The sequence below is a fragment of the Thermosynechococcus sp. GLH187 genome, assembly GCF_031583395.1.
Taxonomy (GTDB): domain Bacteria; phylum Cyanobacteriota; class Cyanobacteriia; order Thermosynechococcales; family Thermosynechococcaceae; genus Thermosynechococcus.
On the sequence record NZ_CP134175.1, the window covers coordinates 630,035 to 654,503 of the forward strand.

The window sequence follows — 24,469 nt, forward strand, 5'->3', positions numbered from 1 at the left end:
ATGAAGGGGCTCAGTATTGAACAGCGCCAGAACTAGACCTAGGTATAGCTGCGAATTGCGGCCAACGGCGGACAGCGCTGCTGATCCAATTGCTGCAGGTATTGGCGATGCTGGTAGTAGTCACGGCGCAGTTGGGCAAGCACTTGCAGTCGCTCTGGCGCCACACCGGGGATGTCCTCAATCGCAGGTTCGTTGTCGGTGAGTAGGCGATCCAAATACTGGCGCAGGGCTTCGCTGGCAAGGGATTCACTTAAAATCAGCGCGACAGTTTCCTGCCAAGCCCGGAGAATATAGCGACATCGCTTTTCAACAGCAATGCGCTCAAGGGCTGCTGCCGCTGCTTGGATCACGAGTTCAGGACGATCCAGACTCACGGCAGTCGTTTCATCCAAATGGAGTAGTGGAGTAATGAGGGCGGCCTCCTCCGCCTCATCGAGGCGATCAAAAAGGTGCGTGACCAAATCTAAATCCGTGAGTTGGGTTCCTGTTTCCGTGGGCGAATGAAGGGGCCACTCAGTGGTATAGGGATCATCGGGCGCTGGCAGACCGGCACAGTACGCTTCTTCAATGGCCAAGATCTGCCGCCACAGCCAACGATGGTGGGAGAGGCTAAATTCAATGTCCCGCGCTTGCAGGGCTTGGCGAATCAGGGGACGATAGTCGCCGCAGTGGAGGTAGAGGCGCAGCAGTTGTTCTTCCGCCGCTTGACGGAGGTTATAGTCCGCCGGACGTTGCCATTTTTGCGATCGCCCCTGCCAACGTTGACCCCGCACCTGTTGCCGCAGGGATTCTTCTAAACGGAGAACGAAGCGACTATCATGGCCTCCCAATAGCTCAGCACAGTGGTGAATGTAGTGGCTGCGCAGTGTGGCATTGGGCAGTTTTCCCAACAGTTGGCTCAGGGCTTGGCTCGCCTGCTGAAATTGATCACTTTGCTTGAGATCGTACTGCTGCACAATGGTTTGCATTTGCCAATCCAGCCACAGGGGCGCTTGATCCAAGAGAGCTTGGTAGTGCTCCCGCTGTGCTTCACCCGCGCTGAAAAAGTCAGCCGCATCTTTGCCCGCTGGTAATGTGAGAATTCGCAGTCGCAGATCACCCCGATAGGCCAAATCGGCAGCCTCACCAATGGCGCGATCGGCCGCCCGTTCTCCCGCTGGGTCAGCATCAAAGTTGAGAATAATTTGCTTCGACTCGGTGTAGCGCAGCAGTAATTTAATTTGAGCTTGGCTGAGGGCTGTTCCTAGACTGGCCACCGCTTGGGAAAACCCCGCTTGGTGCAGCGCCATCACGTCAAAGTAACCCTCGACAACAATTGCTTGATCTTTGCGGGCGATCGCCTGCCGCGCCTTATCCAGCCCAAAGAGCAACTGCCCCTTGTTAAAAATCGGGGTTTCTGGAGAGTTGAGATACTTTGGCTCTTCGTTGCTGAGGGTGCGACCGCCAAACCCCACCACCCGTCCTTGGGCATCCATAATCGGGATCATCAGGCGATCGCGAAAGCGGTCATAGTAGCCGTCCCCTGTCCGCCGAGGGATAATCAAACCGGCCTGTTCTACCAGCTGAGGGGGATACCCTTTTTGCTCCACAAGGTAGGTGTAGAGCACTTGCCAACCCGCAGGGGCATAGCCCAAGCGAAATTGCTGAATCGTCTCCTCTCGCAGATGGCGTTGCCGCTGCAAATAGTCTTGGGCGGCTTGGCCAATGGGTTGCCGCAGGGCATGTTCATAGAAACTAGTGGCGATCGCCAGAATCTCGTAGAGTTGCTCTTGAAGGGAGAGCCGCGCTTGTAGGGCCTGTTTTTGCTCACTATCGAGGGTGCGCACTGGAATCTGATGGCGTTGGGCAAGGTCGAGTACCACCTCGGCAAAGGAGCGTTTTTGCAGTTCCATCAGGAACTTAATGGCATTGCCGCCCGCCCCACAGCCAAAACAGTAATAAAAGCCCTTCAGGGGACTCACCGTAAAACTGGGGGTTTTTTCCTCATGAAAAGGACAACAACCCACGTATTCTTGCCCACGCTTGCGTAGGACAACGTGCTCGGCCACCACATCGACAATGTTGACCGCTTGGCGCACCGCCTCAATCGTATCGGGGTGTAGGCGAGGAATTTCCATAGATCACTAGTCTAAGCGATCCCCCTAATCAGAGATTCCCCGCTGCAAAATTTAACGATTCCTAAGGATGTTGCAAGCTCTTAACTCAAGCAGTCAAGGGCGATTGACCTTCGCTAGGATGTTGACGGTGTCGTTGTTAGGCGCAGAGGCAGGCTTTGAGGCCATAACCGTTCACATAGGGAGCAAGGATTCATGAGTACCAGCCGCAAACGACTTGGTGTGTTTACGAGTGGCGGAGATTGCCCGGGTCTAAATACGGCCATCCGTGCTATTGTTGCCCATGCTACCTTAAGTTACGGTTGGGAGGTGCTTGGCATTCTCCACGCCACTCAGGGGTTAATTGAGCGGAAGGCGATCCCCCTCAATGCCGAGGGTCTCGGGGGAATGGATGTACTGCTCAACATGGGGGGAACCATTCTCGGAGCAATTAATAAGGGCGATACCCTTGGCCATGCCGATGAAGTCATTGCTGGGTACTATGAATTGGGCTTGGATGCTCTTATTGCCATTTGTGGCGATGGCAGCCTGAAAATTTTGCATCAACTGGCGCAAAAGGGAAACTGGAATTTCCTTGCCGTGCCGAAAACCATTGATAACGATGTCGCCTTGACCGATCGCGCCCTTGGCTTTGATACCGCCGTCAACATTGTGGTGGAAGCCCTGAGTCGGATTACCTCCACCGCCGCTAGCCATGATCGCGTCTTTGTGGTGGAAGTGATGGGGCGCACTGCCGGTCACTTGGCTCTGTATTCGGGGATTGCTGGGGGTGCCGATATGATCCTCATCCCAGAAATTCCTTACTCCATTGAAGGCATTTGCCAGCATCTGCAAAAGTTGCGCGATCGCTGGGGACGTAAGTTTGCCCTCATCGTCGTTGCCGAGGGTGTCAAAGAACTGGAGCAGGACGCCCACCAGCGCCGCCATTGCAGTATTGGTCAGTACATTGCCGATAAAATTGCCCAGCACAGTCCCATCCCCATTGAGCTGCGGGTTTCGGTGTTGGGGCATATTCAGCGGGGGGGTGCCCCCATGGCCATGGATCGGCTGTTGGCAGCGGGCATGGGCCATACCGCTGTGGATTTAGCCGCTCAAGGGACATTTGATCGCATGGTAGCCTGGCAGGCAGGACAGGTGGTCACTGTTCCCATTGCCGATGTGGTGGCTCAATGCCCACGCCATGTGGATCCCAATAGCTTTTTAATTCGCACGGCTCAAGGCCTAGGAATTTACGTTGGCGATAAGCCGATGCTGCCCTACGTGGATCCCACCCTCTGCCGCGATGAAGTGATTTGTGCGATCTAGCCCCCCCTAAATCAGCCAACCAAGGAATGAGCTGTAAGAGGCATGCCACTGAGGCTAAAGGCTCGCGCCTCGGTAATGCGGACCCGCACCAGTTGTCCCCGTAGGGTCTCAATATCGCCGGGCAGGTACGTGAGGCGGTTGCCATCCGTGCGGCCATAGACTTGTTGCGGATCCTTGGGATTGACCCCCTCCACCAGCACCACCTCTTCCCGTCCAAGATAGCGTTGGGAGCGATCGCTGGCGATCGTGGCCACTAAATGATTCAGCCGTTGCAGACGATCTTCTTTAATCTCTTCCGGTACTTGATTGTCCCAGGTGGCCGCTGGCGTATTCGGGCGCGGTGAATAGGCTGCCGTATTCAGTTGGTCAAAGCCCACCTCCGCCACCAGATCTAGGGTGCGTTGGAATTGGGCTTCTGTTTCGCCGGGAAAGCCGACAATGGCATCGGCACTAATGGCGGCATCTGGCATATAGCGGCGAATCGTTTCAATGATTTGTAGGTAACGCTCGCGAGTATAACCCCGTGCCATTGCCCTAAGAATCTCATTATCTCCCGACTGAAAGGGAATGTGGAAATGCTTACACACCTTGGGCAGTTCGGCACAGGCTCGAATCAAGCGTTCTGTAAAATAACGGGGATGGCTGGTGGCAAAGCGAATCCGCTCAATGCCGGCCACATCGTGGATGTAATAGAGCAGATCCGTAAACGTGTGCTGCCGTCGCCCCTCTGGGGTAATTCCCGGCAAATCGCGACCGTAGGCATCAATGTTTTGCCCAAGGAGCGTCACTTCCTTGTAGCCTTGAGCCGCCAGTTCCTCAATTTCGGCGCGGATTGCCTCGGGGCGGCGGGATTGCTCTTGCCCCCGTACCCCCGGCACCACACAGTAGGTGCAGCGTTCATTACAGCCATAGATCACATTGACCCAAGCAGTGACCGTACTATCGCGGCGGGGTTTGGTAATGTCCTCAACAATGTGCAGTGGCTCCGTTGCCACCACTTGGCTGCCATTCCACACCTGCTCCAGCAGCTCGCCAAGGCGATTGGCATACTGCGGCCCCATCACCAGATCCACTTCAGGCACTCGCCGCAGCAATTGTTCCCCCTCCTGTTGAGCCACACAACCGGCCACAATCAGCGTTAGGTTGGGGTCTTGATGCTTGCGCTTGGCTTGCCGCCCTAGGTAAGAATAGAGTTTCTGCTCGGCGTTGTCGCGAATCGTGCAGGTATTGTAGAGCAAGACATCGGCCTCATCCGGCTCGGCCACCGGTTCTAAGCCCATTGCTTCTAAGACCCCGGCCATGCGCTCGGAGTCGGCCTTGTTCATTTGGCAGCCAAAGGTGGTGATGTAGTAGCGGCGTGGCATTCCCTTGAAGTGCCCCTATACGTCCGTCACATCATTGGTGGGATTCGTGTCACTGGCACTACCCTCTTCAGGAGGAGCGGCCACTTTGACCATGGCATGGCGCAACACGCGATCGCCCAGCATATACCCCCGCTTGAGTTCTTCAATCACCGTGCCTTCAGGGTGCTCATTCGTTGCTTCCCGCAGCACAGCCTCATGGAGATTGGGATCAAAGGGCTTGCCTCTGGCCTGCATCGCCGAAACACCAATGCGCTTGAGGCATTCCACCAGTTGCTTGTAAACCCCCTGATAGCTGCGGTGAATTTTTTCTTCCGCCTCTGTTTCGGTTTGAATGTGGGTGCGGGCTAGCTCAAAGCTATCCACCACCGGCAGTAAATCAGCAATGACGCTGCACTTAATCTGTAGCTCTAGTTCCTCTTTTTCTCGCTGGGTGCGTTTGCGGAAGTTTTCAAAGTCAGCGGCAAGGCGCATATATTGGCTATTGCGCTCCTCCACCACCTGCGAAAGACTAGCCTTGGCAGCTTCAAGGGCAGCAATTTTCTCTAGCAAGTCCGCTGCATCCGCAGGAGTATCCGTAGAGGTCGCCTCAGATGCTTGACCCTCTTCGCTCGTGGTGGCCTCTGCATGATTCTCAACGACATCGGGGGTAATTTCGCCTTCTTGGGCTTCAGCAGCGGGGTTGGTTAGGGTTTCATCACTCATAGGTTGACTCAGGTTATGCCCTCTAGACTGTGGATTGCGCACCGCAGTGCGTTTAACTCGTGCAATCGTTTTAGCCTATCACTTTACCCATTGTATCAATAGGGGCGAGGCATCCGTCTATTACGGACTTCTCTACTACGGCTCTTTTCCCAAGGCTGGCACGCAGCCAAAAACCTGAGGGGCACTATGGAAGAGGATTGCCTCCCCTTTATGGATCCCCTATTTTAGGACAAGGTTCATATTGGGTTTGGAACTGAAAGATTCAGTTGCTCGTCACTTAAGGGCATGACTGCCAAAGCAAAGTTTAGGAGTGGGAGTTTGCGTTGATGTCCTTTCACCCCATGACATTCAGCCTGATTCTAGCGTGCGCGTTGACAGGTATCAGTCCAGTGCTGGCACAGACAGAGCTACCACCACGGGAAAACTTTAATCCCTTTGGGGTAGATAATCCAGTCCTCCAGCGGGCACGGAATTGGGCACGACAGGCAGCAGAGCGGGCGAATGGCGGGTTGAGTCGCTACCGCGCTGAAGCATCCATGTTTGGGCCTGCGAGTCAATCCCCCTACGTGGACAATGGTGATGGTACGTTTACCTTTCGCTTTCTAGGGGGGGCACCTGCGGAACCACCAACTATTGAAAGTATTGTCACGGTCAACCCCGACCCCAGCAATCCGATGATTCGCATTGACTACAATGGCCCTATTCAGTCGGTCGCTCCTCCCCCTCAGCCGTTGCCAGAAGTGCCACCCCCAAGCAATATGGGCAGTTTCTAGTGCTATCGGTGCATAGAGATTCGCCTATTCAGGAACTCGAAAATCTCTGGCACGCTGCCCCTCGTCAGGGGATCGCTGCTGCGCTATGATAACGGAAGCCCTGCTACCTCATAACTTCTAATAAATTTGTGTTTAGGAGAGTTTGCAATGACAACGGCTACCGCTACCCCTGAGTTGGACTACCATAGCGATCGCTACAAGGATGCCTACAGCCGCATCAACGCCATTGTCATTGAAGGTGAACAGGAAGCTCACGACAATTACATTGACCTAGCCAAGCTGCTGCCCGAGCACCAAGAAGAACTCACCCGCCTTGCCAAGATGGAAGCCCGCCACAGAAAGGGGTTTGAGGCCTGTGGTCGCAACCTGAGCGTGACCCCAGATATGGAATTTGCCAAGGCCTTCTTTGAAAAACTGCACGGTAACTTTCAAGCGGCACTCGCAGAGGGGAAAATTGCGACTTGCTTACTGATTCAAGCTTTAATCATCGAGTGCTTCGCGATCGCCGCCTACAACATCTACATCCCGATGGCAGATCCCTTTGCCCGCAAAATTACTGAGGGTGTGGTCAAAGATGAGTACAGCCACCTCAACTTTGGCGAAATCTGGTTAAAGGAAAACTTTGAGAGCGTCAAAGCGGAAGTTGAAGAAGCCAATCGCGCCAACCTGCCCTTGGTCTGGAAAATGCTCAACCAAGTGGAAGCAGATGCCAAAGTGCTTGGCATGGAAAAAGACGCCCTTGTGGAAGACTTCATGATTCAGTACAGTGGTGCCCTAGAAAATATCGGCTTTACCACCCGCGAAATTATGAAGATGTCGGTTTATGGCCTAACTGCGGCATAAGGGTGGCTTAACATATCGTTACATTTTAGTCACCGCACGCTTGTATGTTTGGATTAATTGGTCATCTGACGAATCTGGAGCACGCCCAAGCCGTTGCCCACCAGTTAGGCTATCCCGAATACGCCGATCAAGGCTTGGAATTTTGGTGTATGGCACCGCCGCAGATCGTCGATGAGATTACGGTGACAAGCGTCACGGGCAAAACTATCTATGGCAAATACGTCGAGTCCTGCTTCTTACCGGAAATGCTGGCCAACCAGCGGGTGAAGGCGGCGACTCGCAAAATCATTAACGCCATGGCCCATGCCCAAAAGCATGATATTGACATTACGGCGCTGGGGGGCTTCTCCTCGATCATCTTTGAGAACTTTGATCTGGAGAAAATGTCCCACGTTCGCAATATCGAGCTAGACTTTCGCCGCTTTACCACGGGGAATACCCACACCGCCTATATCATCTGCCAACAAATTGAGCAGGCGGCGCCCCAAGTGGGGATTGATTTGCGTCAGGCAACTGTGGCTGTCTGTGGGGCTACTGGGGATATTGGCAGTGCTGTCTGCCGTTGGTTGAATACCTGCTTGGATGTGCAGGATCTCTTACTGGTGGCACGAAATCGCGATCGCCTGCTAGATCTACAGGCGGAATTGGGACGGGGGAAAATTCTAGACTTAATGGATGCCCTGCCCCTTGCCGATATTGTGGTTTGGGTGGCCAGTATGCCCAAGGGCGTCGAGCTGAGTGTTGAGCAGTTAAAACGCCCCTCGCTAATGATTGATGGCGGCTACCCGAAAAATATGGGCACCAAAATTCAGCACCCAGAGATTCATGTTCTCAATGGTGGCATTGTTGAGCATGCCCTCGATATTGACTGGAAAATTATGGAAATTGTGAATATGGATGTGCCCTCACGGCAGATGTTTGCCTGTTTTGCGGAAGCCATGCTTTTGGAGTTTGAGGGCTGGCACACCAATTTCTCTTGGGGGCGCAATCAAATCACGGTGGAAAAGATGCAGCAAATTGGTGAGGTCTCCCGTAAACACGGATTTCAGCCCCTACTGTTGAACCCTCAGTAAAACCAAAAGGAACCCAATCGCCTATGGCAAACGAACGTCGCACGCTTCTGTTGGAGTTTGAAAAGCCCCTTGTGGAGCTAGAAGCCCAAATTCAGCAGGTGCGGGATAAGTCCTCGGAGTTTGGCGTTGATGTCTCGGAGCAAATCCGTGAATTGGAAGAGCGCGCCAAGCAACTGCGCTATGAAATTTTCAGTAAGCTGACGCCGGGGCAAACCCTGCAGGTGGCTCGTCATCCGCGCCGTCCCAGCACGCTGGATTACATCCAAGCCATTAGCGAAGAGTGGATTGAACTCCATGGCGATCGCCGAGGCAGCGATGATCCAGCGATTGTCGGTGGTATTGGTCGCCTCAATGGTCAACCCGTCGTGATGCTGGGGCAGCAAAAGGGTCGCGACACCAAGGATAATGTGGCTCGCAATTTTGGTATGGCCTCACCGGGGGGCTATCGCAAAGCCCTGCGTCTGATGGAGCACGCGAACCGTTTTCAGATGCCCATCCTCACCTTTATTGATACACCAGCGGCTTGGGCTGGGGTAGAGGCGGAGAAGTTTGGCCAAGGGGAAGCGATTGCCTACAATCTGCGGGAGATGTTTCGCTTTGAGGTGCCGATCATCTGTACCGTGATTGGTGAAGGTGGCTCAGGGGGAGCCTTGGCCATTGGTGTCGGCGATCGCCTGCTGATGTTTGAGCACGCCGTCTATAGTGTGGCGCCCCCAGAAGCCTGTGCCGCAATTCTCTGGCGCGATGCCCAAAAAGCGCCCCAAGCGGCGGAAGCCCTGAAAATTACGGCTCGCGACCTGCTGAAGCTGGGGATTATTGATGAAATTGTGCCCGAGCCTGTCGGCGCTGCCCATAGCAACCCCGTAGAAGCGGCGGAAAATCTCAAGGCGGCTCTCCTGCGAAATTTGGCGGCAGTGCAAGCCCTCAGCAGTAGTGAACGGCGGGAGTTGCGCTATCAGAAGTTTCGGCGCATGGGCGTCTTTAGTGAAGCGATATGACCCAACAAGTCTTAATCACGGGCGCCAGTAGTGGCATTGGGGCCGCCACGGCCATTGCCTTTGCCCAAGCGGGGTTTAATGTCGTGCTGTTGGGGCGATCGCCCGCCAAACTTGCTGCCGTTCATGCCCAAGTGGTGGCCTGTGGGGTTGAAGCCCATACCTTTAGCGTGGACTTTAGCGATCCTGAACCCCTGCGATCGCGCCTTGATGAGATTCTCGCTCGTGTTGGCGATGTCCATGTACTGGTGAATAATGCGGGGATGGCTAGGACTGCGCCCCTGATTGATCAACCCTTGGCGGACTGGCAGCAAATTCTTAACGTCAACCTCACCAGTGCCCTCATTTGCTCGCAAGCGGTACTGCCGCAACTGCGATCCCGCCAGTGCGGTACGATAGTAAATGTTGTTTCAATTGCTGGACGCCAAGTTTTTCCCGACTGGGGCGCCTACTGTGTCTCGAAGTTTGCCCTCATGGCCTTGACCAAAACGATGGCGGCTGAAGAACGCGCCCACGGTATCCGCGTGATTGCCATCTGTCCCGGCGCCGTTGATACCCCCATTTGGGAAGACGTAGCAGGAGACTTTGACCGCACGGGGATGTTAACCCCTGAACACGTTGCTAACACGATTTTGTACACGACTCAATTGCCGCAAACGGCTTTTGTGGAAGAGCTAGTGGTGATGCCCCTTGGCGGAACCCTCTAGGATCCCTTTGTCCTTCACTTGTCACTCTTTCTATGACAACGTTCAATATGCCTGATTCGATCATTAACGGTAAAGCGACCACTCCGGCAATTCTGCCCGATCGCAACACCCACCAAGGCAAAGAAGCGATTCCCCACCCACCCCCCCCAGATGTTGCCAAAGAAGAAATGATGGCCGCAGTGCGCACAATTCTGCTGAATGTGGGTGAGGATCCCGATCGCGAGGGGTTACTGAAAACCCCCAAGCGGGTTGCTGAAGCGATGCAATTTCTCACCAGTGGCTATAGTCAATCCCTTGAAACCCTTGTCAACGGCGCGATTTTCGATGAAGGCCACGATGAAATGGTCTTAGTGCGCGACATTAACTTCTTTAGCCTCTGTGAGCATCACATGTTGCCTTTCATTGGCAAAGCCCATGTGGCCTATATCCCCAACCAGCGGGTGATCGGCCTGAGCAAACTGGCACGGGTTGTGGAAATGTATGCGCGGCGGCTGCAAGTGCAGGAGCGCCTGACCCGTCAAGTGGCCGAAGCCATTGAAACCGTTCTCGATCCGAAGGGGGTGGCTGTGGTCATGGAAGCCAGCCATATGTGCATGGTGATGCGCGGTGTCCAAAAACCCGGCTCGTGGACGGTGACCAGTTCGATGCTGGGGGTTTTCCGTGAAGATCAAAAGACCCGTGAGGAGTTTCTGAATCTGATTCGTCATCAGCCGAATTTCTAGGACGTATCCTTGGGGGGCGATCGCTAGCCCCCGCAGTGGTTTTCAGAAACTTAGGTTAGGATGAGAAATAGCGGAATCCTCCTGAGATCATGGGGCAAACACTCTCCTTTTCCAAGCATCGCCAACGCTGGCAAACGCAGCCAAAATTCCTCAAGGTGGGGGTTGCCTATCTGCTGTGGTGCTTGAACTTTGTGGGTTTCTGTGGCCTGCAACGCTTCTATGTTGGCCAGCCGATGATTGGCTTTTTATACCTGATCACCTTTGGCTTTTGTGGCATTGGCCAATTCATTGATCTCTTTTTAATTCCGGGGATGGTAGATCACCGCAATACCTACCTGCGGGGGCGCTATCTGACCGCATGGGAACAAGCCGACCTCAACCCCACGACGCCCATGCACCGCTTACTGCAAGTGGCTAAGGAACACGGTGGCGTCCTTTCTGCCGCCCAAGCCGCACTTTATACCCATTTTGATGCCCAAACCGTTGAGGAACTGCTCTTTGAAGCCCAACGGCTGGGGTATGCCACTGTGTTTAATGACCCAGAAACGGGCGCAGTGCGCTATCGCTTTGATGTCTAGTTCATGCCACGGTTAGACCAGTTTCAACCCATTGGGGCGATCGCCACCACTGCCCAAGGGCTGGCTCAACTGCAACGCCTTGTTGACACGGGGATTCCCCTGAACATCTGGGTACCCAGCCATTTAGCATCCACTCACCCTAGGGTACAAACCTACGATCGCCCCCTTGCAGCCCATTTGCAGGAACACTGGTGCCACTATCGCGCTTGGGTCTTTGCCCTAGCCTGCGGTGCGGTGGTGCGGTTAATCGCGCCCCTGTTGACCCACAAAAGACAGGATCCGGCGGTCTGCGTTCTGTCTGAGGATGGTCAATGGATCGTGAGTTTGCTAGGTAGTCATGGGGCTGGGGGCGATCGCCTGTGTCAAATGCTCAGCGCCGCCATTGGCGCGACACCCATTCTCACGGGAGCAAGTCATGCCCAAGGCTACTTTGCTGTGGATACCTGGGGAACGGCCTTGGGGTGGCAACGAGGCAGCGGCGACTGGAACGCGATCGCCCGCCAACAAGCTCAAGGAAAACCGCTGCAAGTGTATCAAACCTGCGGTAGCTCTTTGTGGCGCACGGCTCTTAGTTCAGATCACCCCCTTGAGTTTGTCAGCACCCCACCCCTAGAAAATGCGGTTTGGATTACCGAAAAAGCGTTGCCCGCCTCTTTGACCTCAGGTGTGGCTTGGCATCCACGGGTACTGTGGCTCGGCATTGGCTGTGAACGGGGAACATCCGCAGCCCTGATCCAGCAGGCCATTGATCATACCCTTGCCCAAGCCGGGTTAAGCCCGCTGGCGATCGCCGGCCTTGCCAGTATTGATCGCAAAGCCGATGAAGTGGGGTTATGTCAGGTGGCTGCGGCGCACCATTGGCCAAGCCGCTGGTTTTCCGCTCAAGAATTGGCGCCTGTTAGCGTACCCACCCCCTCAACCATTGTCGCCGCAGAAATGGGAACGCCCAGTGTGGCTGAAGCCGCAGCAGTATTAGCCAGTGAGGGGGGGCGTTTAATTGTTCCTAAGCAGATTTACCGCCAAGGGGGTGAACCCGGTGCGGTGACGATCGCCATTGCCCAGTCTGAACGGGAATTCATTCCCCGCCAAGGTGCCTTGAGCCTGATTGGCACTGGTCCGGGAGCCTTGGATCAACTCACCCTCGCAGCCCGTTCTGCCCTTTTGGCCGCCGATATTCTCGTGGGCTATGGGCTTTACCTAGAATTGCTGGCCCCCCTGCGGCGACCAGGACAGATGGTTGCTGCCTATGCCATTACCCAAGAGCGACAACGCGCCAAAGATGCCATCGATCTAGCCCAGTGGGGACTCAATGTCGCCGTGGTCTCTTCTGGGGACTGTGGCATCTATGGCATGGCGGGTCTGGTGCTAGAGCTATTGGCAGAAGCGGGTATCAGCGATTTACCCGTAGAGGTGTTGCCGGGGGTGAGTGCCGTGAATGCTGCCGCTGCCCGCCTAGGGGCACCCCTGATGCATGACTTTTGTACCATTAGCCTCAGCGATCGCCTGACCCCTTGGCCAGTGATTGAGAAGCGCTTACGGGCGGCGGCTGAAGCCGATTTTGTGACCGCCCTTTATAATCCGCGTTCGCGCGATCGCCAGCAGCAATTGGTGGACGCCAAAGCCATTTTCTTAAAATATCGTTCACCGCAAACACCCGTGGCGATCGTGCGTGCCGCCTATCGCCCTGAGGAGCAGATCACCCTCACCACCCTTGGCGCCTTGAAACCGGAAACGGTGGATATGTTCAGCTTGGTGCTGATCGGCAATGCCAGTACCCACCGCTTCCATGATTGGCTGATTACCCCTCGTGGCTATCTAGGAAAGGCATCCTAGAGCAAGCCGGCCTGACCCAGCAGACTAAAGCAAGCCCAGTTGACAATACTGAGGGCGATCGAGCCAAAAAAGGCGCTCCAAAAGCCATTGCGTAGTCTAAAGCCATCGACAAGGGCTGCTGCAAGGGCAAAAATGGCGGCATTGATAATCAGCGCAACCAAACCAAACGTCAGAAAAATAAAGGGGAATGCAAAGAATTTCAGGATAGCCCCCAACGTGGCATTCAAAAAGCCGAAGACAATCGCCGACCACAGCGCGGTTGTGAATTTATCAATTTCCACGCCCAAAAACGAGAGGCGCGACACAATAAACAAACTAATACTGGTCACAATCCAAGTAATGAGTAAACCCCACATACGCAGCTCCTCACAAGTTAAACAACAATCAAAAAGAAGGGCAGTACGGGTATCCCAAAAGTCACGCTAAGCCAGTAGCTGATCAGACTGAGGAGAAGGCTCAGGAGCAGTGAGAGACACAATGACCACAGCAAATGGGAGCCAAACTCCTGCAACCCTTGCCAAAAGGAATCAAAGGGCACGTCTAGGACATGGCCATTGGCAGACACCAGTACAGGGGCTTGAGACATCGCACCATCCTCTAGCAGCGTTGCCTTTATTTTAGGCCAGAGATGGGAAGGTCACGTTTTGAGACGCAAATTTTTGTAAATCATGTGTATTCAGAATCTGGGGCGATAATGGAGATAGAGCGCGATGCACTGAGGTGGGCATGGGACAAGGTTGGCAAGTGGGGCGTGTCTTTGGCATTCCCCTCTACATTGATCGGTCGTGGTTTCTGGTGATTCTGCTGTTTACCTTTCTCAATGGCAGTGACTGGCAAGCCACCTACCCGCAGTGGGGAGCACTGGCATGGGGAATGGGATTTGTCGTTTCCCTGCTGTTGTTTGCCTCAGTCTTGCTCCATGAATTGGGGCACAGCTTGGTGGCTCGTTCCCAAGGGATTACGGTGCGCTCGATTACCCTCTTTCTCTTTGGTGGTATGGCGGCCATTGAACGGGAATCCAATACCCCCGGTCAAGCTCTTCAGGTGGCGATCGCGGGGCCTTTGGTGAGTTTTGCCCTTTTTGCCCTGTTGCAAGGGGCAGCCGTGGTACTGCCGGGGGATCATCCCCTCCATGAACTGTTGCTCTATCTGGCCAATATCAACTTTGTCTTGGGGGTTTTTAACCTTCTGCCGGGACTTCCCCTCGATGGGGGTCAAGTGCTCAAGACAGCCGTTTGGAAATTGACAGGCAATCGCTTTCAGGGGATGCGTTGGGCGGCGCGATCGGGACAACTGTTGGGCTGGTTGGCCATTAGTTTTGGGCTGTTTGTGACCCTCCTTGGCAGTGGTAATGGCCTGTGGTTGGGACTGTTGGGTTGGTTTGCCCTGCAAAATGCGATACTCTACCACCGTCTCAGCCAGCTCCAAGAAACGCTGCTCACTCTAACGGCTGCCGAGGCCATGACACGGGATTTTCGCGTCATTGAGGGCACGCTCTCTCTGCGGGAGTTTGCCGATTGCTATCTCCTCCTAGCTGATCGCCAGCCCACAGCCTACTTTGTCGCCACCGATGGTCGCTACCGCGGTTATTTGGATCCCCAAGCCTTGAACCATGTGGAGCGCAGCCGCTGGGAAGTGACGCCAGTCGAAGAGTTAGCCGTCCCCCTGCGGGCGATCGCCACCGTCAAAGAATCAGACTCTCTCGCCAAGACGGTTTGCACCCTAGAGGAGCAGCAACAGCGCTTTGTTACGGTTTTAACCCCTGCCGATGCCGTGGCGGGCGTCATTGATCGCGGCGATGTCCTACTGGCTCTAGCCAAACGGTTGCACTGGCAACTGGGGAAACAGGACATTCAACGCCTCAAGCAAGAAAGGCACTATCCCCCTGAACTGCAATTATTGGAACTGGCAAAAACAGCGCTGCAATTTCAGGGGAGCGATCGCGGCACACCCCTCGTCTCTGAAGTTCGCTAGGTATCGTTTTTAATGGGTAATAATGGCTACTGCAACCGCGATCGCTCGAGCAATCATCAACTTTCGGGATTTAGAGACCAAATTAGGTCTCGTTAAATCCACCAACCCTAACTTTTTTCCTGAGTGGCAATCGGAAACAGCACAGCTCAGCGATAGGGAAATAGAGGCATTAAACCGCTTATCCCAACGGTATTTACTCTACTTAGAAGAAAGTGAAGTGAGCGAGGGAACGCTAAACATTATCTTGCTATCCCCCTTACTAGACGCATTAGGCCTGTGTGACCCCCCCTATCGCATTCGCGGTGAAACATGGGTAGAAATCCAAACGGAAGTTGATAGTGAGGAGGGCAAAGTCAGCCTAGAGGGACGGATAGATGCGCTGACGATTCGGGACAACTTCTGGCTAGTCGTGATTGAAGGTAAACGGAGTGGCTTTAGTGTCTTACGGGCTGTGCCCCAAGCCCTTGCCTATATGTCTGCCTGTCCCGACCGCAATCTCCCTATTTTTGGCTTGGTGACGAATGGCTATGACTATCTTTTTGTGAAACTCATTGGCAATGAATTTGCGCTATCTCATAACTTTACTTTGCTTTCCGATAGCGATCGCAATCTCATCCGCGTCGCCCAGATACTCAAGCATTTAGTCCAGTACATCCCTGTTGCAAAGGACTTTAAGACACCAAAACCTTCAGATCAGATTAACTAACGCGCCCTGGAGGACTCGAACCCCCGACATCCGGTTTTGGAGACCGACGTTCTACCAACTGAACTAAGGACGCAAGGCTGTTTACAGAGGGCGATCGAACCGTGCTTTGATGCGCGAGGCCTTACCCACGAGGTTGCGCAGGTAGTAGAGTTTGGCACGGCGGACTTTACCCCGCTGGATTACTTTTATACTATCAATTCGTGGCGAATGTAGCAAAAAGACGCGCTCAACGCCCACTCCTTGGAAGACACGGCGCACGGTAATGGTGCGGTTAATGCCCGTGTTGCGCATGGCAATCACATCCCCTTCGTAGGGTTGGACGCGCTCTTTACCGCCTTCTTGAATTTTGACACCAACCCGAACGCGATCGCCCACATGAATCACGGGCAAGTCAGTCTTCATTTGCTCCGCTTCAATCGAGCGAATAATGTCTTGGGCGTTCATGACAGTTCCTTAACTCGCAATCTCTTAGCATACCCTAAGCATTTAGACTTGTCTAGGCCAGTTTTTCATTTCTTGCTTTGCACATCGCCAAGGGTGTATCCCAAGCTCAGCAGCATCTGCCGCAGTAGGGGCAAGCTCAAGCCAATGACATTACTAGGAGTCCCGACAATTTTCTCGACAAAGGCACCACCTTGGCCATCGAGGGCAAAACAACCAGCACAGGCAAGGGGTTCACCAGAAGCGACGTAGGCAGCGATTTCGGCATCGCTAATATCGGCAAAAACAACTTGGGTGGACTCGACCTCAACACAGGTGCGCCCCTGTGCCAAGTCAATCAAGGCATGGCCTGTCAGCAATTCTCCCGTTTGACTGCGCATTTGTTGCCAGCGGGCGATCGCCACCTCTGGCGAGGCTGGTTTACCATAAATTTCTCCCCCTAGAACCAGCACAGAATCACAGCCCAAAATGAGGGCGGGGGGTGGGTAGGTTTGAGCCACTGTTTCTGCCTTACACCGTGCCAGTAATCGCACCAGTTCCGTGGGAGTAGTTGCCTGAATCACGGATTCATCAAAGTGACTGGGTTGAATAATGGGATCAATGCCAACCTGTCGCAGCAGTTGGCGGCGCGCCGGCGAGGCAGAGGCAAGAACAAAGGGCACCATAGGACTGCTTGCTAAGTAACCGATTCTTATGATCTCACATTGAAATTGTTAAACCTGCATGAGGTGTCCCATTGAGGGTTTATTATCTAGGTGTTGCGTCTGGAGCCAAACCAATGACCAGTGCGGCCTACACCTACACTCCCCCCGGCGGCCTCCCCCAAGATGCCTCGTTACCCGATCACTTTTTGGCCTACAAAACCCTCCAGTCGCTGCCGGAAATTTGGCCTCTCCTAGCGCAACGCCATGGGGAGGTGGTTGCTGTTGATGCGCCCTACGAAGAGCCGGCCACTCGCATTACCTACAGTGAACTCTATCAACGCATTCAACGCTTTGCTGCTGGCCTACAAACGCTGGGTGTCGCTGCCGGCGATCGCGTGGCCTTATTTGCTGACAATAGTCCCCGCTGGCTGATTGCCGATCAAGGCAGTATGATGGCCGGTGCCATTAATGTGGTGCGCAGTGGTACCGCAGAGGCCCAAGAACTTCTCTACATTCTCCGTGATAGTGGGGCAACCCTGCTGCTGATTGAAAACTTGGCCACCTTGCGCAAACTTCAAGAGGGTTTAGCAGAGACAGGGGTGGAAACTGTTGTGCTCTTAAGTGCAGAATCCCCAGAACTTGAGCATTTTCCCCTGCGGCTCTTGAATTTTGGTCAAGTCTTTACGGAAGGACAATATGGCACAGTGCGGGCAGTCGCCATTACCCCCGATGACTTGGCAACGCTGATGTACACCTCCGGTACCACAGGTCAACCCAAGGGCGTGATGGTCACCCATGGGGGGCTACTGAGTCAAATTGTCAATCTCTGGGCAATTGTGCAACCGCAGGTGGGCGATCGCATTCTCAGTATCTTGCCTATTTGGCATGCCTACGAACGGGTGGCCGAATACTTTCTCTTTGCCTGTGGTTGTAGCCAAACCTATACTAACCTCCGTCACTTCAAGAATGACTTAAAACGGTGTAAGCCCCACTACCTGATTGCCGTACCTCGTATCTGGGAAGGCTTTTATGAAGGGGTGCAAAAGCAACTGCGCGATGCCCCGGCCACAAAGCGGCGTCTTGCCCAGTTTTTCCTCAGTGTTGGCCAGCAATATGTCCTGCAACGGCAACTGCTCACCGGCCTCAGCCTGACCAACCCCCATCCCAGCGGTTGGCAAAAATTGGTTGCCCGTCTGCAAACCTTTTTCCTCAAGCCTCTCTACGAACTGGGGGAGAAGCGTGTCTATCGCAAAATTCGTGAAGCCACGGGCGGTGAAATTAAACAGGTGATTAGTGGTGGCGGTGCCCTTGCCCCCCATTTGGACACATTCTATGAAGTCATCAACCTAGAAGTACTAGTGGGCTATGGCCTCACAGAAACGGCTGTGGTACTGACCGCTCGCCGCTCTTGGGCAAATCTACGCGGCTCCGCCGGCCGTCCCATTCCCGATACCGCGATTAAAATTGTGGATCCCGAAACTAAAGCCCCCGTTGAGTTTGGCCAAAAAGGACTGGTGATGGCCAAAGGGCCACAAGTGATGCGCGGCTACTACAACAAACCGGAGGCCACTGCCAAGGTGCTGGATGGTGAGGGCTGGTTTGACACGGGCGACTTGGGCTACCTCACCCCCAATGGCGATTTGGTGCTGACGGGGCGGCAGAAGGACACGATTGTTCTCAGCAACGGCGAAAATATTGAACCGCAGCCCATTGAGGATGCCTGTATCCGCAGCGCCTACATTGACCAGATTATGCTGGTGGGTCAAGATCAAAAAGCCTTGGGTGCCTTGATTGTGCCTAATTTGGAAGCGCTGGAGCAGTGGGTGGCTGCCAAGGGGTACCGGCTAGAGTTGCCGAACCGACCGGCACCAGCAGGCACGGGTGAACTGGTGACGCTGGAGAGCAAAGTGATTATTGATCTCTACCGCCAAGAACTGCTGCGGGAAGTGCAAAATCGCCCCGGCTATCGCCCAGATGATCGCATTGCCACATTTCGCTTTGTCCTCGAACCCTTTACGATAGAGAATGGTCTTTTGACCCAAACCCTAAAAATTCGTCGTCATGTCGTGAGCGATCGCTACCGCGATATGATTAACGCCATGTTTGAGTAATCTCCATGACAGACCCTATGGATACTAAACTGCTCCTGCGGCGCCAGATTATGGTGAAAGCAATCGTCACTCCCGAGTGGAAAGACGATGCCCAAAGGCAGCTTCAGACACAACTAAATCAAGTGGATAGCCAAATTCAGCAGTTAGATTTTCAATTGCAGCAGGTGATTGAGGAACTGCGCAAAAGCACTGAAGCGCCAGACGTAATCAATGCCCGCATTCAAGAGGTTCAAGGGCAAGCCAACAATCAAAAGGCGCAACTGTTGCAGCAAAAAAATCTGATTCTGCAGCAACTCGATCAGGTACAGCGCCTCCAAATGGGTCAGGAAGTCGATCAAGGGCAGGTGGATAACTTCTTCTATGTCACTAAAGGAGACAACTTGATCCAAAAAATGCAGGTGGAGATTCTCCTGCGCAATGGCGTCATCGAAGAAATTCGCGGCACGCTCTAACTTTTACCTTTCATTTTTAGTGAATTTGACTCCCTCTCGATTGCCAACCAAGGATAGCAGCCTCTATGATTCGTGAACTGTTCATGCCCGCCCTCAGCTCCACCATGACCGAAGGGAAAATTGTCTCTTGGGTGAAATCTCCCGGCGATAAGGTGGCCAAAGGGGAAACCGTGCTGATTGTGGAATCCGACAAGGCCGATATGGATGTGGAGTCCTTCTACGACGGCTATTTGGCGGTGATTACCGTGCCTGCTGGCGAAGTGGCACCCGTCGGTTCCACCATTGGCCTTGTGGCAGAAACAGAAGCAGAAATTGCGGAAGCAGAGGCAAAGGCCAAGTCCCTTGGTAGCGGCACGAGTGCTGCGACTCCGACGACGACAACCGCGGCGGCCACCACGAATGGCTCCGCAACGGCTCCTGTGGCAGTGGCTTCTCCCCCCAGTGCTGTCGCTGCAACTACTGGGCGAGTGATTGCTTCCCCCCGTGCCCGCAAATTGGCCAAGGAACACAAAATTGATTTGCAGACGCTCAAGGGAACGGGCCCCAATGGTCGGATTACCGCCGCTGATGTGGAAGCCTTGATTGGTGCGCCTGCAACTCCCGTTACACCAGTAGCGACACCCCCTGTCCCCACAGCCCCCCCTGCGACTGCCCCGGTCGTCGCCAAAGAGGATCTGGTGCCCCTGACAACGCTACAAAATGCCGTTGTGCGGAATATGGTGGCCAGCCTTGGCATTCCCGACTTCCATGTGGCCTACACGATTACAACGGATGCGTTGGATCGGCTGTACCAGCAAATCAAGTCAAAAGGGGTGACAATGACGGCGCTCCTTGCCAAGGCGATCGCCCTGACGCTGCAAAAACACCCGATCATGAATGCCTATTACACAGAGCAAGGGATTCAATATCGCCGCGACATTAACATTGCTGTGGCTGTGGCGATGCCGGGGGGTGGGCTGATTACACCAGTGTTGAAGAACGCTGATCAAATTGACATCTACAGCCTCTCGCGCACTTGGAAAGACTTGGTGGAGCGGGCGCGCGCCAAGCAACTGCAACCTGAGGAGTACAGCACAGGTACCTTTAGTCTCTCCAATTTAGGCATGTTCGGGGTTGACTTCTTCGACGCCATTCTCACCCCCGGTCAAGGAGCCATTATGGCGGTGGGGGCGTCGCGTCCAACGGTGGTTGCCACCGAGGATGGCCTGCTGGGGGTAAAACGGCAGATGAAGGTGAATATCACCTGTGATCACCGTGTGATCTATGGTGCCGATGCTGCCGCTTTCCTGCAGGATTTGGCGAAACTGATTGAAACCAATCCCCAAGCCCTGACGCTCTAAACTGTGACTGCCCTGCTGGAAATCAGGGATCTCCATTTTGGCTATGGGGCAACCCCCTCACTACTCCAAGGGATTGATCTCACGGTGCAGGGGAGCGATCGCCTAGGCATCATGGGGGACAATGGTTCTGGCAAAACCACACTCCTGCTGCTCTGTGCGGCTGTTCTTGCGCCACAGCGAGGAACGATCACCTGCTTGGGACAGTCAGTGGTGGCTGGACAGTTTCAACCGGCGGTGGGGGTCGTGCTGCAACATCCAGCGGATCAGTTAATTGGGGCTACCGTGGCCGAGGATGTCGCCTTTGGCCCTGAAAACTTGGGCTGTCCGACCGCAGAAGTGCAGCAGCGAGTTGACCAAGCCTTGGCCAAGACAGGAACCAGTCACTTGGCCGATCGCATGCCCCATCAACTGTCGGGAGGCGAACAACGCATGGTGGCGATCGCGGGCATTTTAGCCATGCAGCCCCAGTTGATTCTCTATGATGAACCCACGGCCTTTTTGGATCAGCGAAGTTGTGGCACGTTGATCGAGTTTTTGCAGGCGGATACCACCCCCGGTCTCATCGTCAGTCATGACCCTGCATTTTTACGCAGAGTCTGTACTCAGATTTTTCTCCTAGAGTCAGGACATCTCCGTCCACTGGCGTTGTAACCTATGCTGCATCGTCGCGTTTGGCTGTTATTTTTTCTCTTCTGTTGGAGTTTGTGTTGGACGATTTGGCCAGTACAGGCACAAAACTCAACGCTGATTCGCGGCGTCTGGCTGACAACCAATGATTTACCGATCCTGCGCGATCGCCCGCGGTTGGAGGCAACCCTCAATGATTTACAGCGGTTGAACTTCAACACTCTCTATCCCGTTGTTTGGAACTCTGGCTATGTCAGTTTCCCCAGTGCCACGGCTAGGAATCTGGGCATTCAGCCCTTTGTCCTGCGGGGAATCCAAGACTACGACATTCTCGGAGAACTCACCCAGCAGGCGCACTGCCGTAATCTCTTGGTCATTCCTTGGTTTGAATTTGGCTTCATGGTGCCAGAAACCTCAGAACTCGCCCTTGGCCATCCAGACTGGCTTACCCAAGGGGTCAATGGTCAAACCACTCGCTTAACGGCGGCCGGGGAAGTGGCGTGGCTCAATCCCTTTCATCCGCAGGTACAAGCCTTTCTCACTAGTATTGTCCTTGAGGTGCTGCGGCAGTATCCAGTGGATGGTGTACAGTTTGATGACCACCTCAGCCTGCCCGTGGAGTTTGGCTACGATACCTATACCCGTGCCCTCTATCAGCAGGAAACCCAAAAGCCCGTTCCCGATAATCCCCGTGATCCAGACTGGATGCGCTGGCGTGCCGACAAACTCACCGCCTTTGTGCAAACGTTGCGGCAGCAGGTCAAACAAGAATTTCCCAATGCCATTTTTTCCGTCTCACCGACCACATTGCCCACCGCCTACCAGACATTTCTCCAAGATTGGCCGCAGTGGGTCGCCCTCGGACTCCTCGATGAAGTGATTGTACAAGTCTATCGCTACAATCTTGCCAGCTTTGTACAGCAGTTGACTCAGCCGGAGATGCTCCACGCCCAAGCCAAAATTCCCACCGCCGTTGGTGTCCTTACAGGGCTACGTACCAACCCTGTGCCCATCGAACTGGTGGATGCCAAGGTAGAAGCCGCGCTGCGATCAGGGTTAGGGGTGTCCTTTTTCTCCTTTGAGACGTTATGGGGGCGTGGTCCCGAACCGCGCGATCGCCGCCAAAATACACTTCGCTTCCATTTTCGCCAGCCCCTGCCAAGGCGATTGTTTGCTCAAGCCTGTCCAACTCCCTAGAGCTTACTGCCGCACTCTGGACAAAAGCGATGGGTCGAAATTGTCTTTGCCCCACAGTTGGCGCAGTAGATCAATTCGGCAGCCTTTTGCAGCACCTTCCGTTCCGGCAGCCCCAGCATTTGCGAGTTGGCCTTGCCGGGGGCCACCATCGGGTAGCAATTTTCATCGCGGGTGACATGGGCATCCAGTAGCACGGGGCCATCGTAGGCCAAAACCTCTTGGACAATTGCATCCAAATCGTGGCGATCGCTCACCCGCAACCCCTTAACCCCGTAGGCCTCCGCCAATTTCACAAAATCGGGCATCCCCTTGGCCATATTGGAATGGGAATAACGCTCCTCGTAAAAGGCTTGCTGCCACTGGCGCACCATTCCCTGCCAAAAATTGTTAATAATCACCGTCTTGACAGCAATACCGTACTGCGCCAATGTGGCCAACTCTTGGGAATTCATTTGAAAACTGGCATCGCCACTAATACAGATCACCTGTTGATCGGGTAGTGCCACCTTCACCCCCATTGCTGCGGGCATGCCAAAGCCCATCGTGCCCAAGCCAGCACTGGAGATCCAACGCCGAGGGCCATTTTTCAGGAATTGCGCTGCCCACATCTGGTGCTGACCCACATCAGTCGTGTAGTAGGCATCAGGCGCATGGCGGCCAAAGGCAACAATCACCTCTTGGGGTGAGAGTTCACCACTGGGCTGCGGCACGACAAGGGGATAGTCCTCTTTCCAGACCTTGATGCGCTCGAGCCACGCTTGGGTGACGGGTTCAATGGCTTCACCACTGTCTTCAATGTGCTTGAGGAGTTGCTGCAGCACCGGTTTAACGCTGCCAACAATCGGCACATCCGGCACGCGGTTTTTGCCCACCTCGGCAGGATCAATGTCAATGTGAATCACCTTAGCGCGGGAGGCAAATTCATCCAGCTTACCGGTGACGCGATCGTCAAACCGCGCCCCCACGGCAATTAATAGATCACACTCACTGACGGCAAAGTTGGCATAGGCGGTGCCATGCATCCCCAACATACCCACGGAGAGGGGATGGGACTCAGGAAACGCCCCCTTGCCCATCAGGGTTGTTGTCACCGGAATCTGGAATAGCTCGGCTAACCTGAGCACCTCCTCGTGAGCACCCGCTGTAATTGCACCGCCGCCCACATAGAGCAAGGGTCGCTTGGCCTCACGAATCAGTTGAACCGCTTGGGCAATTTGGCGGACATTGCCGCGAATCGTGGGACGATAGCCCCTTAGCTTGACTTGCCCCGGCTCGATCGGTTCATACTCACAGACTTCTAGGCCGACATCCTTGGGAATATCCACAAGCACAGGCCCTGGCCGACCGGTGGTGGCAATGTAAATGGCTTCAGCAACAATCCGTGCCATGTCCTTGGCTTCGCGCACGACGTAGGAGTGCTTGACAATCGGCAGCGTAATGCCAAAGATATCCGTTTCCTGAAAGGCATCGGTACCAATGGCGGAGCGAGGCACCTGACCGGTAATTACCAGCAGCGGAATGGAATCCATGTGGGCTGTGGCAATGCCTGTCACTAAGTTCGTCGCCCCCGGCCCTGAAGTACCAAAACACACCCCCACTTGACCTGTGGCACGAGCGTAGCCGTCAGCGGCATGGGCTGCCCCCTGTTCGTGGCGTACCAGAATGTGCTGAATGATTCCCTTTGACTCAGCACGGTACAGTTCATCATAAATCGGTAAGATTGCGCCACCAGGATAGCCAAAAATATGCTTAACGCCGTGACGGCATAGGGTATCAATAAGAATGTATGCTCCAGTTGCTTGCACAGGCCAACCTCGTCAGGCAGTGGTGGTAGATGTTTCTAAATTCTAATTTTTCAATTAGGGTCTCGGCAAGAGCGCAAAGGCTTGAAAGCATTGAATTCTTGGCCTTAAACTCCTCAATGCTTAACATATCTTTGCAATTAGTAGCTGCCTCTCCTTGCTGAAA

The 24,469-nt window shown here is 54.2% G+C and carries 24 protein-coding genes and 1 tRNA gene; 16 read left to right on the forward strand and 9 right to left on the reverse strand.

Annotation, left to right across the window (positions count from 1 at the left end):
- Window positions 1-38 precede the first annotated feature (38 nt).
- Window positions 39-2,117, reverse strand: coding sequence for a DNA primase (gene dnaG, locus RHI63_RS02875; RefSeq protein ID WP_310744789.1), 2,079 nt, complete (start codon window positions 2,115-2,117; stop codon window positions 39-41).
- Window positions 2,118-2,309: 192 nt separating this feature from the next.
- Here dnaG and RHI63_RS02880 point away from each other — a divergent pair, with 192 nt between their 5' ends.
- On the forward strand, window positions 2,310-3,419 hold the full coding sequence (locus RHI63_RS02880) for an ATP-dependent 6-phosphofructokinase (RefSeq protein WP_310801426.1): 1,110 nt from the start codon (window positions 2,310-2,312) through the stop codon (window positions 3,417-3,419).
- A gap of 11 nt (window positions 3,420-3,430) precedes the next feature.
- Here the strand turns inward: RHI63_RS02880 and miaB are convergent, their stop codons facing one another.
- Both miaB and grpE read right to left on the reverse strand, forming a co-directional pair.
- A complete protein-coding gene (miaB, locus tag RHI63_RS02885; RefSeq protein WP_310801427.1) occupies window positions 3,431-4,783 on the reverse strand; it encodes a tRNA (N6-isopentenyl adenosine(37)-C2)-methylthiotransferase MiaB in 1,353 nt (450 codons plus the stop codon).
- 15 nt (window positions 4,784-4,798) lie between these two features.
- On the reverse strand, window positions 4,799-5,485 hold the full coding sequence (gene grpE, locus RHI63_RS02890; protein WP_302677309.1) for a nucleotide exchange factor GrpE: 687 nt from the start codon (window positions 5,483-5,485) through the stop codon (window positions 4,799-4,801).
- Window positions 5,486-5,811: 326 nt separating this feature from the next.
- Between grpE and RHI63_RS02895 the strand changes: the two genes are divergently transcribed.
- The 8 genes from RHI63_RS02895 to cobJ all read left to right on the forward strand — a co-directional run bounded on the left by RHI63_RS02895 (window position 5,812) and on the right by cobJ (window position 13,009).
- Entirely contained in the window at window positions 5,812-6,258 is a 447-nt protein-coding gene (locus RHI63_RS02895; RefSeq protein ID WP_206200998.1) for a hypothetical protein, read from the forward strand.
- Window positions 6,259-6,405: 147 nt separating this feature from the next.
- Window positions 6,406-7,101, forward strand: coding sequence for an aldehyde oxygenase (deformylating) (locus RHI63_RS02900; RefSeq protein ID WP_149820418.1), 696 nt, complete (start codon window positions 6,406-6,408; stop codon window positions 7,099-7,101).
- Window positions 7,102-7,145: 44 nt separating this feature from the next.
- Window positions 7,146-8,174: a long-chain acyl-[acyl-carrier-protein] reductase gene (locus RHI63_RS02905; RefSeq protein WP_310743359.1), complete on the forward strand. Its 1,029-nt coding sequence runs from the start codon at window positions 7,146-7,148 to the stop codon at window positions 8,172-8,174.
- Window positions 8,175-8,197: 23 nt separating this feature from the next.
- A complete protein-coding gene (locus tag RHI63_RS02910; RefSeq protein WP_206201000.1) occupies window positions 8,198-9,172 on the forward strand; it encodes an acetyl-CoA carboxylase carboxyltransferase subunit alpha in 975 nt (324 codons plus the stop codon).
- Window positions 9,169-9,876, forward strand: a complete 708-nt coding sequence (locus RHI63_RS02915) for an SDR family oxidoreductase (protein ID WP_310821811.1) — start codon at window positions 9,169-9,171, stop codon at window positions 9,874-9,876. Before RHI63_RS02910 ends, RHI63_RS02915 begins: the two co-directional genes overlap by 4 nt.
- Before the next feature lie 47 nt (window positions 9,877-9,923).
- On the forward strand, window positions 9,924-10,598 hold the full coding sequence (gene folE, locus RHI63_RS02920) for a GTP cyclohydrolase I FolE (protein ID WP_310801428.1): 675 nt from the start codon (window positions 9,924-9,926) through the stop codon (window positions 10,596-10,598).
- Window positions 10,599-10,687: 89 nt separating this feature from the next.
- Window positions 10,688-11,176, forward strand: coding sequence for a TM2 domain-containing protein (locus RHI63_RS02925; RefSeq protein WP_310801429.1), 489 nt, complete (start codon window positions 10,688-10,690; stop codon window positions 11,174-11,176).
- Window positions 11,177-11,179: 3 nt separating this feature from the next.
- Window positions 11,180-13,009 carry a precorrin-3B C(17)-methyltransferase gene (gene cobJ / locus RHI63_RS02930; RefSeq protein ID WP_206201003.1) on the forward strand — a complete coding sequence of 610 codons (1,830 nt, stop codon included), beginning with the start codon at window positions 11,180-11,182 and terminating at the stop codon, window positions 13,007-13,009.
- On the opposite strand, the gene RHI63_RS02935 is transcribed toward cobJ, so the two are convergent.
- A complete protein-coding gene (locus tag RHI63_RS02935; RefSeq protein ID WP_206201004.1) occupies window positions 13,006-13,365 on the reverse strand; it encodes a phage holin family protein in 360 nt (119 codons plus the stop codon). The two genes, cobJ and RHI63_RS02935, sit on opposite strands and share 4 nt — an antisense overlap.
- A gap of 17 nt (window positions 13,366-13,382) precedes the next feature.
- Window positions 13,383-13,595, reverse strand: coding sequence for a hypothetical protein (locus RHI63_RS02940; RefSeq protein ID WP_149820404.1), 213 nt, complete (start codon window positions 13,593-13,595; stop codon window positions 13,383-13,385).
- Between the two features lie 140 nt (window positions 13,596-13,735).
- On the opposite strand from RHI63_RS02940, the gene RHI63_RS02945 reads away from it, so the two are divergent.
- Both RHI63_RS02945 and RHI63_RS02950 read left to right on the forward strand, forming a co-directional pair.
- Entirely contained in the window at window positions 13,736-14,983 is a 1,248-nt protein-coding gene (locus tag RHI63_RS02945) for a site-2 protease family protein (RefSeq protein ID WP_310821812.1), read from the forward strand.
- 22 nt (window positions 14,984-15,005) lie between these two features.
- Window positions 15,006-15,689: a type I restriction endonuclease subunit R gene (locus tag RHI63_RS02950; RefSeq protein ID WP_206201007.1), complete on the forward strand. Its 684-nt coding sequence runs from the start codon at window positions 15,006-15,008 to the stop codon at window positions 15,687-15,689.
- Here the strand turns inward: RHI63_RS02950 and RHI63_RS02955 are convergent.
- The 3 genes from RHI63_RS02955 to RHI63_RS02965 form a co-directional block, all read right to left on the reverse strand.
- Window positions 15,690-15,762: transfer RNA gene (locus tag RHI63_RS02955), tRNA-Trp, on the reverse strand. It abuts the gene before it with no gap.
- Window positions 15,763-15,770: 8 nt separating this feature from the next.
- Entirely contained in the window at window positions 15,771-16,133 is a 363-nt protein-coding gene (gene rplS / locus RHI63_RS02960; protein WP_302677316.1) for a 50S ribosomal protein L19, read from the reverse strand.
- Window positions 16,134-16,198: 65 nt separating this feature from the next.
- Complete coding sequence (locus tag RHI63_RS02965; protein WP_302677317.1) at window positions 16,199-16,795, reverse strand: nucleoside triphosphate pyrophosphatase; 597 nt, start codon at window positions 16,793-16,795, stop codon at window positions 16,199-16,201.
- A 113-nt stretch (window positions 16,796-16,908) separates the two neighbouring features.
- On the opposite strand from RHI63_RS02965, the gene RHI63_RS02970 reads away from it, so the two are divergent.
- The 5 genes from RHI63_RS02970 (at window position 16,909) to RHI63_RS02990 (ending at window position 22,501) form a co-directional block, all read left to right on the forward strand.
- Window positions 16,909-18,885, forward strand: a complete 1,977-nt coding sequence (locus RHI63_RS02970) for a long-chain fatty acid--CoA ligase (protein ID WP_310800440.1) — start codon at window positions 16,909-16,911, stop codon at window positions 18,883-18,885.
- 5 nt (window positions 18,886-18,890) lie between these two features.
- The gene (locus RHI63_RS02975) at window positions 18,891-19,337 is read left to right on the forward strand and encodes a YlqD family protein (protein ID WP_399375675.1); all 447 of its coding nucleotides are present in this window, start codon (window positions 18,891-18,893) and stop codon (window positions 19,335-19,337) included.
- 65 nt (window positions 19,338-19,402) lie between these two features.
- Entirely contained in the window at window positions 19,403-20,677 is a 1,275-nt protein-coding gene (locus RHI63_RS02980) for a dihydrolipoamide acetyltransferase family protein (protein WP_206201011.1), read from the forward strand.
- A 3-nt stretch (window positions 20,678-20,680) separates the two neighbouring features.
- Window positions 20,681-21,328: an energy-coupling factor ABC transporter ATP-binding protein gene (locus RHI63_RS02985; protein ID WP_206201012.1), complete on the forward strand. Its 648-nt coding sequence runs from the start codon at window positions 20,681-20,683 to the stop codon at window positions 21,326-21,328.
- A 3-nt stretch (window positions 21,329-21,331) separates the two neighbouring features.
- On the forward strand, window positions 21,332-22,501 hold the full coding sequence (locus RHI63_RS02990; protein WP_310743364.1) for a family 10 glycosylhydrolase: 1,170 nt from the start codon (window positions 21,332-21,334) through the stop codon (window positions 22,499-22,501).
- On the opposite strand, the gene ilvB is transcribed toward RHI63_RS02990, so the two are convergent.
- Window positions 22,498-24,306: a biosynthetic-type acetolactate synthase large subunit gene (ilvB, locus tag RHI63_RS02995; RefSeq protein ID WP_310800441.1), complete on the reverse strand. Its 1,809-nt coding sequence runs from the start codon at window positions 24,304-24,306 to the stop codon at window positions 22,498-22,500. The two genes, RHI63_RS02990 and ilvB, sit on opposite strands and share 4 nt — an antisense overlap.
- Between the last annotated feature and the right edge of the window lie 163 nt (window positions 24,307-24,469).

Coding starts and splice junctions, on each gene's coding strand:
- cobJ (WP_206201003.1), top strand. CDS start 11,180: ATGCCACGGTTAGACCAGTTTCAACCCATTGGGGCGATCGCCACCACT.
- miaB (WP_310801427.1), bottom strand. CDS start 4,783: ATGCCACGCCGCTACTACATCACCACCTTTGGCTGCCAAATGAACAAG.
- RHI63_RS02880 (WP_310801426.1), top strand. CDS start 2,310: ATGAGTACCAGCCGCAAACGACTTGGTGTGTTTACGAGTGGCGGAGAT.
- dnaG (WP_310744789.1), bottom strand. CDS start 2,117: ATGGAAATTCCTCGCCTACACCCCGATACGATTGAGGCGGTGCGCCAA.
- grpE (WP_302677309.1), bottom strand. CDS start 5,485: ATGAGTGATGAAACCCTAACCAACCCCGCTGCTGAAGCCCAAGAAGGC.
- RHI63_RS02940 (WP_149820404.1), bottom strand. CDS start 13,595: ATGTCTCAAGCCCCTGTACTGGTGTCTGCCAATGGCCATGTCCTAGAC.
- RHI63_RS02915 (WP_310821811.1), top strand. CDS start 9,169: ATGACCCAACAAGTCTTAATCACGGGCGCCAGTAGTGGCATTGGGGCC.
- RHI63_RS02905 (WP_310743359.1), top strand. CDS start 7,146: ATGTTTGGATTAATTGGTCATCTGACGAATCTGGAGCACGCCCAAGCC.
- RHI63_RS02935 (WP_206201004.1), bottom strand. CDS start 13,365: ATGTGGGGTTTACTCATTACTTGGATTGTGACCAGTATTAGTTTGTTT.
- RHI63_RS02950 (WP_206201007.1), top strand. CDS start 15,006: ATGGCTACTGCAACCGCGATCGCTCGAGCAATCATCAACTTTCGGGAT.
- RHI63_RS02990 (WP_310743364.1), top strand. CDS start 21,332: ATGCTGCATCGTCGCGTTTGGCTGTTATTTTTTCTCTTCTGTTGGAGT.
- RHI63_RS02945 (WP_310821812.1), top strand. CDS start 13,736: ATGGGACAAGGTTGGCAAGTGGGGCGTGTCTTTGGCATTCCCCTCTAC.
- RHI63_RS02975 (WP_399375675.1), top strand. CDS start 18,891: ATGACAGACCCTATGGATACTAAACTGCTCCTGCGGCGCCAGATTATG.
- RHI63_RS02965 (WP_302677317.1), bottom strand. CDS start 16,795: ATGGTGCCCTTTGTTCTTGCCTCTGCCTCGCCGGCGCGCCGCCAACTG.
- RHI63_RS02970 (WP_310800440.1), top strand. CDS start 16,909: ATGACCAGTGCGGCCTACACCTACACTCCCCCCGGCGGCCTCCCCCAA.
- RHI63_RS02895 (WP_206200998.1), top strand. CDS start 5,812: ATGTCCTTTCACCCCATGACATTCAGCCTGATTCTAGCGTGCGCGTTG.
- RHI63_RS02980 (WP_206201011.1), top strand. CDS start 19,403: ATGATTCGTGAACTGTTCATGCCCGCCCTCAGCTCCACCATGACCGAA.
- RHI63_RS02925 (WP_310801429.1), top strand. CDS start 10,688: ATGGGGCAAACACTCTCCTTTTCCAAGCATCGCCAACGCTGGCAAACG.
- rplS (WP_302677316.1), bottom strand. CDS start 16,133: ATGAACGCCCAAGACATTATTCGCTCGATTGAAGCGGAGCAAATGAAG.
- folE (WP_310801428.1), top strand. CDS start 9,924: ATGCCTGATTCGATCATTAACGGTAAAGCGACCACTCCGGCAATTCTG.
- RHI63_RS02900 (WP_149820418.1), top strand. CDS start 6,406: ATGACAACGGCTACCGCTACCCCTGAGTTGGACTACCATAGCGATCGC.
- RHI63_RS02910 (WP_206201000.1), top strand. CDS start 8,198: ATGGCAAACGAACGTCGCACGCTTCTGTTGGAGTTTGAAAAGCCCCTT.